Origin of the sequence: Kluyvera sp. Awk 3, from assembly GCF_028069715.1 — a bacterium.
Classification (GTDB): Bacteria; Pseudomonadota; Gammaproteobacteria; order Enterobacterales; family Enterobacteriaceae; genus Kluyvera; species Kluyvera georgiana_A.
The window spans coordinates 15437-29442 of the sequence record NZ_JANEWH010000056.1 but is presented as its reverse complement, the minus strand read 5'-3'; the positions used below and the strand labels follow the sequence as shown (position 1 = coordinate 29442).

The following is a 14006-nucleotide window of genomic DNA, read 5'->3' as shown; positions in this document are numbered from 1 at the left end:
CAATAGGTCTCAGAAAAATAATACAGTTTCCATTTAAAGTAATTTCTGTATCGTTTCTCAGATAAATCTTACCGCAGCCCTGTAAGGTATAGATAGCAACCCAGGAGTTGGCAATCAGCGGTTTTTTCTTATCCCGTGGCCAGCTCACACGGTAGCTTTCATCAGCCAACGTATGCCATAGCGAGAGCAGGGAAATTCCGCTTGAGATCACATTTTCATCCAGAACTAACGGAATATTATACGTAGTTTCGTTTTTTACATGCGAATTAAGTATTTTTCCATTCATTTTATTTTCTCTTCGGCGAATGATGCTCTCAACCTGAAATGCTAAATCTAGCAAAATTTTTATTGCTCAGGGATACATTGCTTTGTGTTTTATGATTTTCATCGCCTTAACCCGAAAACGCGCTATTCCTCTGACCTTGTTAGCGCCGGGATATAATCAAAAGGGCTGCAAGATGAATACGATACAAATAGTGAGTTTTATTGGATTTACCCTGCTGGTGGCGGTAATTACCTGGTGGAAAGTCCACAAAGTTGATACGGGATCGCAGCAGGGGTATTTTCTGGCTGGGCGCTCGCTTAAAGCGCCGGTTATCGCTGCATCGCTGATGCTGACTAACCTCTCCACCGAGCAGCTGGTTGGCCTGACCGGCCAGGCCTACAAGAGTGGAATGTCGGTAATGGGCTGGGAAGTGACCTCCGCCGTCACACTGATTTTTCTGGCGCTGATTTTCCTGCCGCGCTATTTACAGCGCGGCATTGCGACGATCCCCGATTTCCTGGAAGAACGCTACGACAAGACGACCCGTATCATCATCGATTTCTGTTTCCTGATTGCCACCGGAATCTGCTTTTTGCCGATCATCCTTTACTCCGGCGCACTGGCATTTGAAAGAATGTTCCACGTGACTGAAACATTTGGGATTTCAGAGGGTATGGCCATTTGGGCAATGGTGATTGTGCTGGGGATTTGCGGCATTCTGTACGCGGTGGTTGGCGGGATGCGCGCTATCGCGGTGGCCGATGTGATTAACGGTATTGGCCTGGTGATTGGCGGTCTGATGGTGCCTTATTTTGGCCTGCTTGCCATGGGGCACGGGAGCTTTGCGCAGGGCATTGCGCGACTCACCAGCGACCATAGTCATATGCTTAACTCAGTGGGCACCAACGCCGACCCGCTCCCCATCGGTGCTGCCTTCACCGGGCTAATCCTGGTAAATACCTTCTACTGGTGTACTAACCAGGGCATCGTTCAGCGGACGCTGGCCTCAAAAAGCCTCGCGGAAGGGCAAAAAGGCGCGCTGTTGACGGCGGTATTAAAAATGCTCGATCCGTTGATTCTGGTGCTGCCCGGCGTTATCGCTTTCCATCTTTTTCAGGATTTACCAAAGGCTGACATGGCCTACCCCGCGCTGGTTAATAAGGTGATGCCGCTACCGCTGATCGGCTTCTTTAGCGCGGTGCTATTCGGCGCGATTATCAGCGCATTTTGCGGCTTCCTTAACAGCGCCTCGACGCTCTTCAGCATGGGAATCTATCGTCGGGTCATCAACGAACAGGCTTCCCCCGAAAGTCTGGTGAAGGTTGGCCGCCGTTTTGGCCTTATTGTGGCGGTGATCTCAATGCTGGTCGCGCCGTGGATAGCCAACGCGCCGCAGGGGCTGTACAGCTGGATGAAGCAGCTGAACGGCATTTACAACGTGCCGCTGGTGACCATCATCATCATGGGCTTTTTCTTCCCGCGCATTCCGGCGATTGCCGCCAAAGTGGCAATGGGCCTGGGCATCGTCAGCTACATCACCATTAACTATCTGGTGCACTTCAATTTTCATTTCCTCTACGTGCTTGCATGCACCTTCTGCATCAACGTAGTGGTGATGCTGATTATCGGCGCCATCTGGCCGCGGGCAACGCCGTTTAAGTTCCAGGACGCGTTCGCCGTCGACATGACGCCCTATAAACACGTGAAGATTGCCTCCATTGGTATTCTTTTCGCGATGATCGGCGTCTACGCCGGGCTGGCGACGTTTGGCGGCTATAGCTCTCGTTGGCTGGCGATCATCAGCTATGGGATCGCCGCCGCTGTTGTGCTGTACCTGATTTATTGCCACCGACGGGAGCGTCTTTCCCTCCCGGTGTTTTGTTCTGCCGACGTTAAGGAAAAACCATGAGCCGTCCCAATTTCCTGTTCATTATGACCGATACACAGGCCACCAATATGGTGGGCTGCTATAGTGGCAAGCCATTGAATACCAATAATATTGATGCGCTGGCTGCGGAAGGTATTCGCTTTAATTCCGCATATACCTGTAGCCCTGTGTGCACGCCCGCCCGAGCTGGGCTGTTTACTGGCATTTACGCCAATCAGTCCGGGCCGTGGACTAATAACGTCGCGCCAGGAAAAAATATCTCCACCATGGGCCGCTATTTTAAGGACGCAGGCTACCGCACCTGCTATATCGGCAAATGGCATCTGGATGGTCATGACTATTTTGGCACCGGCGAATGTCCACCGGAGTGGGATGCGGACTACTGGTACGACGGCGCGAATTACCTCAGCGAGCTTAGCAAAGAACAGATTGGCCTGTGGCGTAATGGCTTGAATAGCGTGGAGGACTTACAGCAGCACGGTATTGATGAAACCTTCACCTGGGCGCATCGTATCAGCGAGCGCGCGGTGGATTATCTTGCGAAAGCCCCGCAATGTGATGAACCGTTTCTGATGGTCATCTCGTACGATGAGCCGCATCACCCGTTTACCTGCCCGGTAGAGTACCTGCAAAAGTATCAGGATTTTTACTACGATCTGGGTGACAAAGCGCAAGATAATTTAGCGGACAAGCCGCAGCACCACCGCCTGTGGGCGGAGGCCATGCCGTCACCGGTTGGGCAAGATGGCCTCTACCATCATCCGATGTATTTCGCCTGCAACGACTTTGTTGACGATCAGATTGGTCGGGTAATCAATGCGCTGACGCCCGAGCAGCGGGACAACACTTGGGTTATCTATACCTCCGATCATGGCGAGATGATGGGCGCACATAGGCTGATCAGCAAAGGCGCTGCGATGTACGACGACATCACACGAATTCCACTGATTATGCGTTCGCCCCACGGAGAGCGTGCGCAGGTGGATGCACCGGTAAGCCACATTGACCTACTACCGACGATGATGGCGCTGGCGGGTATTGAAAAACCGGAGATCTTGCCCGGCGATAATGTGCTGGATGCCGTACTCGATCGCGGGGTGATGGTTGAATTTAACCGCTATGAGATTGAGCATGACAGCTTTGGCGGCTTCATCCCGGTGCGCTGTTGGGTAACGGACCACTACAAGCTAGTGCTCAACTTGTTTACCAGCGACGAGCTCTACGACCGGCACACTGATCCGCATGAGATGCATAACCTGATTAATGACCCGCAGCATGCGCAGGTACGCGATGTTTTGCACGATGCCCTGCTGGACTATATGGATAAAATTCGCGATCCGTTCCGAACCTACCAGTGGAGCCTGCGACCCTGGCGAGCGAATGCGCAGCCGCGGTGGATGGGCGCGTTTCGTCCGCGCCCGAAAGATGGTTATTCGCCGGTGGTACGCGATTACGATACCGGCTTGCGAACACAGGGAGTGAAGGTGGAGGAGAAAAAGCAGAAATTTTGATTATGGCTGTATTATCAGCATATTGATGACAAACTCAGCGGCATAGTAGCACCAATTGCGTTAAGGTTATGCCGCTGACTATTGCGATCACAAGGAACCGTCATGAAAATTTCCCGCCTCGGAGAAGCGCCCGACTACCGCTTCTCGCTGGCTAACGAACGCACCTTTCTTGCCTGGATCCGCACCTCGCTGGGTTTTCTCGCCGCGGGCGTCGGGCTTGACCAGTTGGCGCCAGACTTCGCCACACCCGCCATTCGTGAGGCGCTGGCCCTGATGCTGTGCCTGTTTGCCGGCGGCCTGGCTATCTATGGTTATTTACGCTGGCTGCGCAATGAAAAGGCGATGCGCCTGAAGGAAGATTTGCCCTATACCCGCAGTTTGCTGGTGATCAGCATGATGCTGGTCTTTGTGGCGGCGGTCGTCATGCTGCTGGTGTTGTATGCCGGATAGCCGTAAAGCCCGTCGTCAGGCGGATCCGGGGCTACAGCCCGAACGCACCTCGCTGGCCTGGTTTCGCACGCTGTTGGGCTATGGCGCGCTGATGGCGCTGGCCCTGAAGCACAATTGGCATCAGGCCGGTATGCTGTTCTGGATTTCAATCGTCGTGCTGGCGATCGTCGCGCTTATCCTCTGGCAGTACACCCGTAACCGCAACATCATGGATGTCACACAGAACGATTTTGCGCAGCCGCGGGTGGTGCGTGACAAATTTTTGATCTCCCTCGCGGTGTTATCACTCGCAATATTGTTTGCTGTTACTCATATTCGCCAACTTATTATTTTTATCAGGGATTTTACATGACAGGATGTCAGGTAATGGCCAAACCGGCCAGCTCTCGCTGTAACCTCAACTGCCGCTACTGCTTCTACATTGAAAAACCGCAACAACCGATGATGGATGACGCCACGCTGGAGCGTTTTATCAGCCAGCACATCGCGGCGCAGCCGGGGCCGGAGGTGATCTTTGCCTGGCAGGGCGGGGAGCCCACGCTGTGCGGGCTGGCATTTTTCCAGCGCGCGCTGGCGCTACAAAAGCAATATGCCAACGGTAAGCAGATCCACAATGCGTTCCAGACCAACGGCCTGCTGCTCAACGATGCATGGTGTCGTTTTTTTAGTGAAAACGGTTGGCTGGTTGGGATTTCGCTGGACGGTCCCGCCGATCTCCACGACGCCTTCCGCGTCAACCGCAGCGGTAAGCCCTCCCATCACAAAGTGGTGAAAGCCATTGATATGCTAGTGCAATATCGCGTTGAGTTTAACCTGCTGGTGGTAGTTAACAGCCTCAATAGCCAGCAACCACAGCGCCTGTACCGCTATCTGCGCGAGCTCGGCACGCCGTTCGTACAATTTATTCCGCTGGTGGAGTGCGATGAGTCCGGCAAACTCACTGCGGAATCGGTTAGCGCGGAGGAATGGGGCGTCTTTCTGACCGGTGTATTCGATCTCTGGGTACGTGAAGATATTGGTCGAGTGTATATCCAGTTGTTTGATTCGACGCTCGGCGTGTGGAGCGGTTATCCATCGCAAATGTGCGCGTTCAGCGAAACCTGCGGCCACGCTTTTGCGCTGGAGGCTAACGGCGATCTCTACCAGTGCGATCACTACGTTTCCCCCGAATACCTTCTGGGCAATATTCACCAGCAGACGCTACAAACTCTGAACGCCAGGCCGGAAGTAGACGACTTTGGTCAGCAAAAGCAGCGTGGGTTAACGGCGTCGTGCCGCCAGTGTTCAGTGCTGCGTTTTTGCCAGGGCGACTGCCCCAAACATCGTATATCTGACGGCAAAAGCGCGCTTTGCGCGGGCTATCGTCATTTCTTCACCCATAGCGCGCCGCATATGAAGGCCATGCGCGACTTGCTTAAACAGCGCCGCTCGCCGATGGAATTAATGGTGATGTTAAATCAGAGCCGATAAGCTTTCTCTGTTTGCCAATTGCCGTTACCGGGTGGCAAACAGGTCAAGGTACCTTTTGGTCATTCTGGTATCACTATCACTCTGAGTGAAAAACCGCCAGGAGTGTCTATGTCGCTTGTGCTACCCCGTGATACCCACTTTCGCCATCCGCAGGAGAGCGTGGTCTTTCATTTCTGGCATCCGGAGAAAAGCATCAGCCACGAGCATAGCCATGAATACTGCGAACTGTTTCTGGTGGGTAGCGGTAGCGGAATTCACGTCATCAATGAAAAACCCTACCTCCTGAGCAGCGGCACGCTGTGTTACCTGAATCGTCAGGACTATCACCTGTTCGAAGAGATGAAGGATTTGCAGCAGGTCAACCTGCTTTATCTGGGGCGCGACAGCTTCAACTTTATCAAGCATATCGATTATCTGTTGCCGCAGGAGGGGGAAAGCAACGTCTGGCAACTGGACATCGGCATTATGCAGCGCGTATTTGACCGTCTGGCCAGCCATAAGGCAGAGGAATTTAGCGACCCAATACTGGCTGAAAGCCACAAGGAGATGATTTTTCTCGAAGTGCTGCACACGCTAAACCTCTGGCGCTACAAAACGCAGGAGTTTCATTCCAGCGCAGACCGCATCAGCCAGGTGTTGATTCACTTGAACGGTCAATGGCAGCAACCGCTCGATCTGGACGCGTTGTGCCAGACGTTCAGTCTCTCCAGGCGCACCTTACAGCGCGGTTTTAGCGACTACACCGGTGTTTCACCACAACAGTATCTCGCCCGCCTGCGGCTGCTGCAATCACGCTATCAGCTGCGTTTTACCAGTGACTCGGTGAACGAGATTGCCGCGCGTTGTGGATTTGGCGACGTGAGCTACTTTTCTCGTGCCTTTCGTCGTCAGTTTGGTGTTTCGCCGAATCAATGCCGCTAGCTGACCAGAGTGGGAGGTAACGCATAAAAACGAATAAAAATAACACGACAGAAAATAAAAGTAACATTCCTATCTTGCTGTTTATGAGCGGTAAATTATCTTTTCTCTCATTTCAAACAACAAAAGTACCAGCGATATAAATCGGTTTTGTGCCTGCCTTCACTTGCCGCCTCCTGGCCGACTACGCAGAATATATTTGGCCGCATTTTTGCGGAATACCACGCATATAACGCCAGGGGAAAATGATGAAAAAGATCTTTTTATGCTGCGCTGCGGGCATGTCGACCAGTATGTTAGTAGAAAGAATGAAACAATCTGCCGCCAGTCGCGATATTGATGTGGACATTACCGCCGTCCCGGTTTCTGAATTCGATCAAATTATTGAGGATGCCGACGTTATTTTGTTAGGCCCGCAGGTGAAATTCCAGCTTCAGCGTTTATCTGCCGCCGCTGAGCCGCAAGGGGTACCGGTGGCTGCCATTGATATGATGCAATATGGCTCGATGCAGGGCGATAAAGTTCTGGATCATGCGCTGTCTTTATTAGCCAAAGCACAATAAGGACCGCGACTATGGAATATCGTTTTCCTGATAATTTCTGGTGGGGGACGGCGACCAGCGCGACCCAGTCTGAAGGCCGTATTTCCGGCGACGGCAAAGGCGATAATATCTGGGATTATGCTTCGCACCACTTTAACGAACGTTTTTTTCAGGGCGTCACGACGGATGATACCTCGACGTTTTATCAGCATTATCGGGAAGACATTCAACGTGCCAAAGACATTGGCCTGAACTCATTTCGCACCTCTATTTCCTGGTCACGTCTGATTCCCGATGGCGACGGCGAGGTGAATCAGCAGGCGGTCGCGTTTTATAACGCGGTGATTGATGAATTACACGCGCAAGGCATTGAGCCTTTTATTAATCTCTATCACTTCGATATGCCAATGGCGCTGCAGGAAAAGGGCGGTTTTGAAAATCGTGAAGTAATTGATGCCTTTGCCCGTTATGCGCGTATTTGCTATCAACTCTTCGGCGATCGCGTGCGTTATTGGTTTACCTTCAATGAACCGTTAATTCCGGCGGAAGCCGGGTATTTACACCCTCGCCATTATCCTTATGTCACGGATTTTCGCCGCGCGGCCCAGGTGCTGCACCACATTGTACTGGCGCACTGCAAAGCGGTGGCGGCGTGGCGCGAGCTGGGCCTGGCCGGGCAGATTGGCATTATTATGGACGTTATCCCGGTCTACCCGCGCAGCGACTCACCGGAAGATTTGCAGGCCGCAGCGATGGCCGATCTCTTTTATACCCGCAGCATCAACGAGCCTGTTTTACTGGGGCGCTATCCGGAAGAGCTGGTGGCTATTTTGCGCGAACATGACCAACTGCCGGAATATTTAGCGGAAGATTGCGCATTGATTGCCAACACGCGTATCGATCTGTTGGGCATCAATTACTACCGTCCCCGCCGTGTAAAAGCACGTGAAACGCCACTGGCAGAAACACACGGTTTTGTTCCGGAACGTTTCTTCGAAGAATACATTATGCCGGGACGCAGGATGAATACCTCGCGCGGTATTGAGATTTACCCTGCGGCACTTTATGACATCGCCATGGTGGTGAAAGAACGCTATGGCAATTTACCGTGGTTCGTCTCTGAAAATGGCATTGGTATTCAGGACGAAGAGCAATTTATGGTGAACGGGCAGGTACAGGACGATTACCGAATTGCATTCCTGAAAGAACATCTGGGATATCTCCATCAGGCGATGGCCGACGGCAGCAACTGCCTGGGTTACCACATGTGGACGTTTATTGACTGCTGGTCGTGGCAAAACGCCTATAAAAATCGCTATGGATTCTACCGTCTTGATTTAGCGACCCAGCAGCGGTCGCTCAAAAAATCCGGGCAGTGGTTCGCCACGGTGATTGCCAATAACGGTTTCCAGGAGGAATAACATGTCTTTCTTTGAACGGCTGGCTGAAAAAATGTTGCCGGTAGCCAATGCGATTGGCAACCAGCGCCACATGCAGGCGATTCGAAACGGCTTAATCTCTATTTTACCGCTGACGATTGTCGGGTCATTTTTCGTTATTCTGCTCAATATTCCGATTAAAGGATACATGGATTTTATTGCGCCATGGCGCGATATTCTTGACGTCCCTTTCCGCTTTACCGTCGGCCTGATGTCGTTGTACGCCGCGTTTACCATCGGTTCGTTTTTGGGGAAAAGCTATAAACTCAACGACGTGACCAGCGGACTGTTGGCGATGCTCGCTACGCTGCTGATGATTGTGCCGGTGAATATTAAAGAGGGTGTCACCGTAGCCGGTGAGGCGATATCCGGGCGCTATATTCCCGTGGCCTCGCTCAGCTCGCAGGGGCTATTTGGGGCGATCATTTCCTCACTGATTGCTATTGAAATCTATCGCTTTATTAAAGTCCGTAATATTGAAATTAAGATGCCGGCAGGCGTGCCGCCGGTGGTGGCCAGCTCCTTCTCGGCGCTGTTTCCGACGCTGGCGGTGGTGCTGATTTTCTGGGTACCGCGACACTTCCTGAATATCGATATTAACGCCATCATCAGCTACATCATCATGCCGCTGAAGGGCTTTATGACCGGTACTAACCTGTTCGGCGGTATTGTCACACAGTTCTTTATCGACCTGTTCTGGGTGTTTGGTATTCACGGCCATGCGGTGATGGGGCCGCTGATTCGCCCACTGTGGGACCAGGCGATCGTGCAGAATATGGAGCTGTTCCAGGCTGGGACCAGCGCTTACGACTTGCCGAATATCTTCACCGAGCAGTTCTTCCAGTGGTATGCGCAGATGGGCGGTACCGGCTCCACGCTGGCGCTGGTGGTATTGTTTATTCGCTCGAAAGTTATCTATCTGAAATCACTTGGAAAACTGTCATTCATTCCCGGCCTGTTCAACATCAATGAGCCGATGATTTTCGGCGCGCCGATCGTCATGAACCCGATTCTGGCTGTGCCGTTCATTCTGGCGCCAATGGTCAACACGGTGGTGGTATATCTCTTCACCATCAGTGGGCTGATCCCACGCATGATGGTCAAGCCGCCGTTTACCATTCCGGCCCCGCTGGGGGCGCTGATCACCACCAACTGGAACCTGATTGCCTGCGGGTTGGTGTTTATCTGTTTCTTTATTTCGCTGGCGATCTACTACCCGTTCTTCAAGGTGTATGAGAAGAAAATGCTGGAAACGCAGCAGGCTCAGCAGGAAGAAGAAGAGAAGGCGAAGCAGCTGGCCAACGCCTGATGCGAAAGAATACGCGCCAGCCACTGTCCCGGCTGGCGCGCTTTTTTAGAGCTGCACTTCTATCACTTCTAATTGCGTGGATCCGGTTTTCGCCTCGTGCGGCACGTCGCGGAAAATAGGCAGCGCTTCCCAGCGCAACCAATAGCGGTTTTGTGGGCTGTAATCGCTGTTCTGCGCGGCCACCAGTTGCACTTCCGCCTGTGGCGCAACGTTCTGCCGGGGTTGCCATTGTTCGGCTGGCAGCGGCGGCGTGAGCGGGCGAGTAGCCACAACGGTTAGCGTCCGGTCATCAATAATCCACACGCCGTTTCCGGCCCACGTCGAGGTCCATTCCACTTCTATCTTCCCGTCGCCAATCGCCCGCGGCGCGCTGAGCGTGACATCTGGCGGGATAGATCCGCCGCCGTTGAAGTCCCAGCGAAAATCCCACTGGCTGACCTGCGCTTTTTGCCAATTGCCTTTGCCATCCGGGCGCGCCAGATAGGCCTGTGATAGCCCCCGATCATCATAACGATGGTAAATCAGCACCGGGCGGGCGTCGTTATCGAAACCCACCTCCTGCACCATGTTGATTAACCCGCCGCCGATCCCGGCGTCGTCGACAATTTCACCCTGGTGGCGGGCAATCGGTAGCGCGAGCGGCGTGCCGTCTGATTTCTCCCAGCGTTGCAGGTCACGGCTGCGCACGTAGGAGAGGTTATTGTTGGTTTCGCAGTGCGGCGTTTCGCGCCACATCCACACCATATGCCAGTAGCCGTCCGGCCCCAGCAGCGGCTGGCGGGCGTAGCCGTTGCGCTCCCCTTCACCGTTCAGCAGCGGCGTTTCTAACAGGCGTGACCACTTCTGGCGTTCAGTGTCAAAAATGTTGTACAGATCGTCGCCGTTGCCGCTACAGCCATCGCGGTAGCGGAACAGCAACCGCCCCTGCACGTCCTTAAAGAACACCGGGTAGGTGGCGCGCGCTTCCCGTTCGCCGGTCATCGCCGGAACGCACTCCAGCGTAGTGACATCCAGCGGCTGGCGGCTGCGGAAATAAATTAACGGATCGACATGCATATTGCCGGAAAGATGCAGATATCCGGCGCTATCGACGGCCATCGTCAGGTAATTGTGGGAGTCGAAATCCGTTATATGGGCGTAACGTTCGCGCTCAGGCAACCAGAAACCTTGTGGCTGAAATGTCTGCCACGGGCCATCGGGCAGACGACGCTGGCCGACGGTGATGCGGTGAGCCGCGTCATACCAGGCGGCGAACTGGTGGTTTTCGTGGTTTATCAGGCAATAGAGTACGGTGAAATCTGCGCAGGCGTCTGCCACAGGCGCAACAACGATATCAGTCATCAGACAGTCTCCGGACGAGCAATAAAGGATTTTTTACGACGTAAGAAAAAGGCGGCCAGCACCAGTGCGCCAATCGGATGCAGCGTCGCACCGGCGTAAATCGGCATCGAGTAGCCAAAGTGGTCGATGATGGAACCGACAAAGCCGTTAAAGATAATCGAGGTGACGCCGCCCAGCGCGCTCATCACGCCGATGGCGGTGGCAATAGCTACGCGCGGGGCCAGACCACCCATCATAATGGTTGCCATGCTGAGCCAGGCGGTACACATAAAATTAATCACCGTCATGATGGCGACAGCGGCCCAGGCATTGCTGATGGACGGCAGCAGGAACACCAGCGGCGCGAGGCAGGTTACCGACCAGATGATGGTTAAACGGGCGCGAGTGGCGTCCATACCGCGTGCGACGAGACGGTCTGAAGCCCAGCATACCGCCAGTACACCGAACACGGCAACCAGCGGCGGCAGCCACATCAGCTTGCCTACTTCCGCCAGCGTCAGGCCGATTTTCTCCTGCATAAAGCCCACCTGCCAGTACTGGTAGAAGAACCAGAACGGGTCGGTTAGCAGGCGCGCGATCAGCAGCGCCCAGATAGGCTTTGAGGTGAGCACCATTTTGTAGCGCTCAACCAGCGGTACGCCAGCAGCTGTATCCTGCACCACATCTTCCGCCGCTGGCGGCGTTTTGCGGCTGGAGATAAACCACAGAATGCCCACCACCACGCCGGCCATTGCCGGAATAAAAAACGCCCAACGCCAGCCGGTGGACAGCGTCACCCATGCCACGAACGGCGGGGCGATGATCAACCCCAGCGACTGAATGATATTGGTTAACTGGAAGGCAAACGCCCGCTGCTCGGCGCGAAACCAGGTGAAAACCGCCAGCGTCAGCGCGGGCACAATCCCGGATTCCGCCAGCCCCAGTAAAACGCGGCCTGTAATGAGACCGATCATCGAGTGGGAAAGGCCGGTAATCAGCGTGGCGAGCGACATCAATACCATCAGCGCGCACAGCACGTAACGGCTGCCGAAGCGGTCGACGATGCCGCCGACGAAGAAATACATGAAGGTGTAGGGGATCATAAAGGCGCTGATCAGCACCGAATAATCGCTGTTATCCAGCCCCAGTTCCTGCATCAGCGTGGTTTTGAGGATGGAAACAATTTGCCGATCGAGCGAAAAGAAAAACAGCACGCAGCCGAGAAGCAAAAGCAGCACCCAGATGAGCAGGGTGAAGCCGCCCCGGCCAACAGATTTATCAGCCTGTTGCATTGTGTTCTCCGGTTTATCGTAGAGGTACGAGGTAGACCGGAGTATATCGACGCCGTTTTAATGCCGGGGGAAGCAGGAGAATGGAGTGTGACGCGCGGCAATACGCTTTGACCTGAGATGCCACAATGGCAGGGAAACTGGCACGATTGTGATAAAGCAGCATCGCGCAATAACGGCGATGCTGCTTGATGTCAGCGCGGCTTAGCGCCCTTTCGCCAGGTACTGCGCCATTTCGGCTTCCGGCACCATACCGCCGCCGGTCGCCCATACCAGATGGGTGGCGTTATTGAGCTGCTCTGCGCTGAAGCCGTGCATCTGCTGGTAATCCGTGGAGGCACAAACGTGCTGCGGACCGGCCATCCCGGCCAGCGCCGACGGCTCAAGACGAATCCCTTCTTCCTGCGCCAGCCAGCCCAGCATGTCATACATCGTCTGATCGTCGAGGGTGTACAGACCGTCGAGCAGGCGTTCCATCGCCCGGCCAACAAAGCCGGACGCGCGGCCCACCGCCAGCCCATCCGCCGCCGTCAGGTTATCGATGCCGATGTCCTGCACGGAAATCGTATCGTGCAGCCCGGTATAAATCCCCAGCAGCATGCAGGGGGAATGGGTCGGTTCGGCAAAGAAGCAGTGCACGTTGTCTCCAAAAGCCAGCTTCAGGCCAAACGCCACGCCGCCGGGACCACCGCCGACGCCGCACGGCAGGTACACAAACAGCGGATGGTCGGCATCCACCACGCGCCCCTGCTGGGCAAACTGCGCTTTCAGACGCTGGCCCGCGACCGCATAGCCTAAAAACAGCGTGCGGGAATTTTCATCATCGATAAAGAAACAGTTCGGATCGGATTCTGCCGCCTTACGACCCTGTTCAACCGCCACGCCATAATCTTCTTCATACTCCACGACCGTCACGCCGTGACTGCGCAGTTTGGCTTTTTTCCACGCGCGCGCGTCGGCAGACATATGCACCGTCACCTTAAAGCCGATTCGGGCGCTCATAATGCCAATCGACATCCCGAGGTTGCCGGTGGAGCCTACCGCGATGCTGTACTGGCTGAAAAACTGTTTAAATTCAGGTGCAAGCAGAATGCTGTAATCGTCCTGTGTGGTCAGCAGACCGGCTTCCAGCGCCAGTTTTTCCGCGTGGGTCAGCACTTCATAAATGCCGCCACGCGCTTTAATTGATCCGGAAATCGGCAGATGGCTGTCCTTCTTCAGCAGGATTTCTCCGCGGATAGGCTGCCCGTACTCTTTTACCAGCTGCTTTTGCATCGCCGGGATAGCGGCCAGCTCGGATTCGATAATGCCGTCGGTGGCTGCGGTTTCCGGGAATGCCTGCGCCAGATACGGCGCGAAGCGCGTCAGACGAGCATGGGCATCCTGAACATCGTGCACTGTCAGGCCAACGTACGGTAAACCTTCCGCAAGAGAGGTGGTGCCAGGGTTAAACCAGGTCGTCTCCTTGAGAGCGACCAGGTCTTCCACTAAAGGATACTGGGCGATAAGTGTTTGAATGTTTTCCATAGTCAGTCTCTTTTGCGCTTAGCAAATGCCCTGTAAACCCTTGTCCAATCGGACGGGGATATAAGGGGCGCTAACTAT

12 protein-coding genes and 1 pseudogene are annotated in these 14006 nt (G+C 54.2%); 9 read left to right on the top strand and 4 right to left on the bottom strand.

Features of this window, described 5'->3' with window-relative positions:
* Positions 1-286 (bottom strand): annotated as a pseudogene (locus NNN71_RS13245) (AraC family transcriptional regulator); the annotation flags it as partial.
* 172 nt (positions 287-458) lie between these two features.
* Between NNN71_RS13245 and NNN71_RS13240 the strand changes: the two are divergent.
* The 9 genes from NNN71_RS13240 (at position 459) to NNN71_RS13200 (ending at position 9792) form a co-directional block, all read left to right on the top strand.
* Positions 459-2174, top strand: a complete 1716-nt coding sequence (locus NNN71_RS13240) for a solute:sodium symporter family transporter (protein WP_223803626.1) — start codon at positions 459-461, stop codon at positions 2172-2174.
* Positions 2171-3664 carry a sulfatase-like hydrolase/transferase gene (locus NNN71_RS13235; RefSeq protein ID WP_271458655.1) on the top strand — a complete coding sequence of 498 codons (1494 nt, stop codon included), beginning with the start codon at positions 2171-2173 and terminating at the stop codon, positions 3662-3664. Before NNN71_RS13240 ends, NNN71_RS13235 begins: the two co-directional genes overlap by 4 nt.
* A gap of 102 nt (positions 3665-3766) precedes the next feature.
* Complete coding sequence (locus NNN71_RS13230; RefSeq protein WP_065357362.1) at positions 3767-4114, top strand: YidH family protein; 348 nt, start codon at positions 3767-3769, stop codon at positions 4112-4114.
* Entirely contained in the window at positions 4104-4466 is a 363-nt protein-coding gene (locus NNN71_RS13225; protein WP_065357363.1) for a DUF202 domain-containing protein, read from the top strand. Before NNN71_RS13230 ends, NNN71_RS13225 begins: the two co-directional genes overlap by 11 nt.
* Positions 4463-5584, top strand: coding sequence for an anaerobic sulfatase maturase (locus NNN71_RS13220; RefSeq protein WP_167574700.1), 1122 nt, complete (start codon positions 4463-4465; stop codon positions 5582-5584). Before NNN71_RS13225 ends, NNN71_RS13220 begins: the two co-directional genes overlap by 4 nt.
* A 108-nt stretch (positions 5585-5692) precedes the next feature.
* Complete coding sequence (locus NNN71_RS13215) at positions 5693-6505, top strand: helix-turn-helix domain-containing protein (protein WP_223803629.1); 813 nt, start codon at positions 5693-5695, stop codon at positions 6503-6505.
* Positions 6506-6750: 245 nt separating this feature from the next.
* Positions 6751-7065 (top strand): PTS sugar transporter subunit IIB, encoded by a 315-nt coding sequence (locus NNN71_RS13210; protein WP_271458654.1) that lies wholly within the window; start codon positions 6751-6753, stop codon positions 7063-7065.
* An 11-nt stretch (positions 7066-7076) separates the two neighbouring features.
* Positions 7077-8465: a glycoside hydrolase family 1 protein gene (locus NNN71_RS13205; protein WP_223803630.1), complete on the top strand. Its 1389-nt coding sequence runs from the start codon at positions 7077-7079 to the stop codon at positions 8463-8465.
* Between the two features lies 1 nt (position 8466).
* Positions 8467-9792, top strand: coding sequence for a PTS sugar transporter subunit IIC (locus NNN71_RS13200; RefSeq protein WP_065357367.1), 1326 nt, complete (start codon positions 8467-8469; stop codon positions 9790-9792).
* Between the two features lie 45 nt (positions 9793-9837).
* Here the strand turns inward: NNN71_RS13200 and NNN71_RS13195 are convergent, their stop codons facing one another.
* The 3 genes from NNN71_RS13195 to dsdA form a co-directional block, all read right to left on the bottom strand.
* Positions 9838-11133 carry a BNR repeat-containing protein gene (locus NNN71_RS13195; protein ID WP_271458653.1) on the bottom strand — a complete coding sequence of 432 codons (1296 nt, stop codon included), beginning with the start codon at positions 11131-11133 and terminating at the stop codon, positions 9838-9840.
* Positions 11133-12404 (bottom strand): MFS transporter, encoded by a 1272-nt coding sequence (locus tag NNN71_RS13190; protein WP_271458652.1) that lies wholly within the window; start codon positions 12402-12404, stop codon positions 11133-11135. Before NNN71_RS13190 ends, NNN71_RS13195 begins: the two co-directional genes overlap by 1 nt.
* Before the next feature lie 201 nt (positions 12405-12605).
* Entirely contained in the window at positions 12606-13928 is a 1323-nt protein-coding gene (gene dsdA, locus NNN71_RS13185; protein WP_271458651.1) for a D-serine ammonia-lyase, read from the bottom strand.
* Positions 13929-14006: the final 78 nt, after the last annotated feature.

Bases quoted from the DNA above. Each gene is read 5' to 3' on its own strand.
- NNN71_RS13190 (WP_271458652.1), bottom strand. From the start codon at position 12,404: ATGCAACAGGCTGATAAATCTGTTGGCCGGGGCGGCTTCACCCTGCTC.
- NNN71_RS13230 (WP_065357362.1), top strand. From the start codon at position 3,767: ATGAAAATTTCCCGCCTCGGAGAAGCGCCCGACTACCGCTTCTCGCTG.
- NNN71_RS13195 (WP_271458653.1), bottom strand. From the start codon at position 11,133: ATGACTGATATCGTTGTTGCGCCTGTGGCAGACGCCTGCGCAGATTTC.
- NNN71_RS13210 (WP_271458654.1), top strand. From the start codon at position 6,751: ATGAAAAAGATCTTTTTATGCTGCGCTGCGGGCATGTCGACCAGTATG.
- dsdA (WP_271458651.1), bottom strand. From the start codon at position 13,928: ATGGAAAACATTCAAACACTTATCGCCCAGTATCCTTTAGTGGAAGAC.
- NNN71_RS13220 (WP_167574700.1), top strand. From the start codon at position 4,463: ATGACAGGATGTCAGGTAATGGCCAAACCGGCCAGCTCTCGCTGTAAC.
- NNN71_RS13240 (WP_223803626.1), top strand. From the start codon at position 459: ATGAATACGATACAAATAGTGAGTTTTATTGGATTTACCCTGCTGGTG.
- NNN71_RS13200 (WP_065357367.1), top strand. From the start codon at position 8,467: ATGTCTTTCTTTGAACGGCTGGCTGAAAAAATGTTGCCGGTAGCCAAT.
- NNN71_RS13205 (WP_223803630.1), top strand. From the start codon at position 7,077: ATGGAATATCGTTTTCCTGATAATTTCTGGTGGGGGACGGCGACCAGC.
- NNN71_RS13225 (WP_065357363.1), top strand. From the start codon at position 4,104: ATGCCGGATAGCCGTAAAGCCCGTCGTCAGGCGGATCCGGGGCTACAG.
- NNN71_RS13235 (WP_271458655.1), top strand. From the start codon at position 2,171: ATGAGCCGTCCCAATTTCCTGTTCATTATGACCGATACACAGGCCACC.
- NNN71_RS13215 (WP_223803629.1), top strand. From the start codon at position 5,693: ATGTCGCTTGTGCTACCCCGTGATACCCACTTTCGCCATCCGCAGGAG.